This is a genomic window from Chamaesiphon sp. (assembly GCF_041737865.1).
Taxonomy (GTDB): domain Bacteria; phylum Cyanobacteriota; class Cyanobacteriia; order Cyanobacteriales; family Chamaesiphonaceae; genus Chamaesiphon.
Window position 1 is genome coordinate 1 of record NZ_JBGSQZ010000196.1, and the last position, 2,516, is coordinate 2,516.

Here is a 2,516-nt window from a genome sequence, read left to right on the forward strand (position 1 = left end):
GTCTGCGGCAAGCGTTGGTTGCACTTGACAATCCACTCAAACTTTGTTGGCGTAACTTTGCACAAATTGTATTATGGGAATCAGTAGAAGTGTGGCAAACCATCCGGCAACACGTTTCAATTCACCACTGACGGTTCGCTCATTTAGGAAAGGGGTCGTCAGATCGGGGTAAAGTGAGGAAATGAAAAAGCCTACAATCCTTAAGACAGAGCGAGTTGACGACATACCACTGCTGCTAGCCCAGCTTGAACGAATGGGTGTTCAGGAGCTGCTAGACCAGCATTTCCCGACTCATGGGAATTGGCAAGGTCTAAGTCTAGGGCAGGTAGCAATCGTATGGTTGAGCCATATTTTATCGCAAGCAGATCACAGAATGAACCAAGTTCAGTCATGGGCAGAACAAAGGATAGAAAGTCTGGGGATAATTTTAGGTCAAGAAGTGCGGGCATTGGATTTAAGTGATGACCGATTACAGAGTGTTCTATTTAACTTAAGCAAGAATGAATCGTGGAGTAGTTTTGAGCAAGCTCTCAGCCAACGGCAATTACAAGTCTATGATTTAAAACCAGAAAGAGTCAGACTGGATAGTACATCGGTTAGTGGATTTTGGGATGAGAATAAAGAAGGACTATTTCGATATGGACATAGCAAAGATCATCGACCTGATTTGCCGCAAATGAAGCTGATGATGGCAACACTAGATCCATTAGGATTACCAATAGCCAGTGAAATTGTTGCTGGAAATAGTGCAGATGATCCCTTATATGAACCAGCGATAGCACAGGTGAGAAAAACATTGGGGCAGAGGGGAATGCTATATGTCGGAGATTGTAAAATGGGAAGTAGCGGCACAAGATATTTTATTCAAGCTGGCAATGATTATTACTTATGTCCGCTATCGAAAACTCAAGTTAGAACTGAAGAACTGACGAAATACGTGGCAGAGAGCAAAGAGGCAGGAATAGAATTAGAAAATATCAGTTATGCCTATGCTAATGGTAAAACAGTTGTAATTGCCAAAGGATATGAACAGGTATATTCTTGTAGCCTAAAACATGGAAAAGAAGAAATATCTTGGTCAGAACGGCGATTGATTGTTTACTCAATTGCTCATGGTCAGAGCCAGAAGCAAGCCCTTCAAAGTCGAATCGAGACAGCTCAAAAGAATCTAGAATTACTCAATCAAAATCGACTAGGAAAGAAACCCTTAAAAGACTTCCAAGAATTTATTCGAGCAGCAGAGGAAATAATTACAAAGAATCGAGTTCAGTCTTTGTTTAATGTAAGTTTTACAGAAGATATCGAACAAATACATCAACGTAAATATAAAGAGCGTCCGGCCGGAGTAATTGAGAAACGTACTTTTCAAGTAAAATACACTATTGAATCCGATCTAGTTGAGCAACAAATGGAGCTGCTAGGTTGGCGAGTATATGCCACAAATCATCCAAAAAAAGAGTTATCCCTAGCAGATGCTGTAGTTGCTTATCGCCAGGAATATTTAATTGAGCATTGCTTTGGAAGACTCAAAGGACAGCCCCTTTCCCTTAGACCAATGTTTTTACAACGTGAAGATCATATCAAGGGACTAATGCGGTTATTATCAATCGGACTAAGGCTATTGACTTTAGTCGAATTTCAAGTAAAACGAGCCTTGGAAGTGGATAAAAGTAAGTTAAATGGGATTTATGCTGGTAATCCCCGACGTGCAACAGCTCAACCGACGACAGAAAGACTCCTGGCAAATTTCAAGGAAATTACGCTAGTTTTCATTGCTGTTGGAACGGAAATATATCCAGAATTGACTACTCTTAATCCTCTCCAACAACAGATTTTGAAGTTATTGAACTTTCCGAACGACATTTATACCTGCCTTTCATCGCAATCTGACTACCCTCCCTAAAAATGAGCGAACCGTCAGCCTTACGCTCTGGTCGTTAGTTTTGAGGCAGTCGATACTAATATTCCCATCTACACCTCGATCTCTAACGTTCAAGTACCGATCGAGGTCGAAACCGAAGTATCTGTGATGAGCTAGGAGTTAGTTTAACTAACTCCAATATGTCGATCTCAAAATAATTCTGGCAGCTTCCGGTATTCTGCCAGAATTTCATCCAACGGCTCGATAAACACTCGGATTATCTCTCGAACGGTACTGCGCGTCTTGGGCGTTAGCCGCGTAAAAGCCACCATTAACGATCGATGTTTGCTCTGGTCTGGCAAGGTGTAGACAAGGGTAGACATTTCTAAAGGTTCGAGTACACTAATCCGCTTCCCATACTTCGTCAAAGTCTGCATCGTTTTAGTCTTCATGCCCGTGGCAAACATCTCATACCATTGCTGTTGGGATATAGTCATCGGTAATAAAAACTGGACATTGACGTTTTTCACCAGTAATGGTTCTAGTTCCGCCACCACCCGATCCGCTTCCCAGGCATCGGTGGGCAGCGGTTGCCAGTAATAGGTATCGTCGAGCATCCCAATTTCAGCTTCGACCAGATAATCACACAATTGAC

The 2,516-nt window shown here is 42.1% G+C and carries 2 protein-coding genes; one reads left to right on the forward strand and one right to left on the reverse strand.

The features are described from left to right. Positions 1–181 precede the first annotated feature (181 nt). Positions 182–1,903 carry an IS1634 family transposase gene (locus ACEW9J_RS14780; protein ID WP_373545875.1) on the forward strand — a complete coding sequence of 574 codons (1,722 nt, stop codon included), beginning with the start codon at positions 182–184 and terminating at the stop codon, positions 1,901–1,903. A 167-nt stretch (positions 1,904–2,070) separates the two neighbouring features. On the opposite strand, the gene ACEW9J_RS14785 is transcribed toward ACEW9J_RS14780, so the two are convergent. Next, positions 2,071–2,516: hypothetical protein (locus tag ACEW9J_RS14785; protein WP_373545876.1), on the reverse strand; the 446-nt coding region annotated here is incomplete at its 5' end.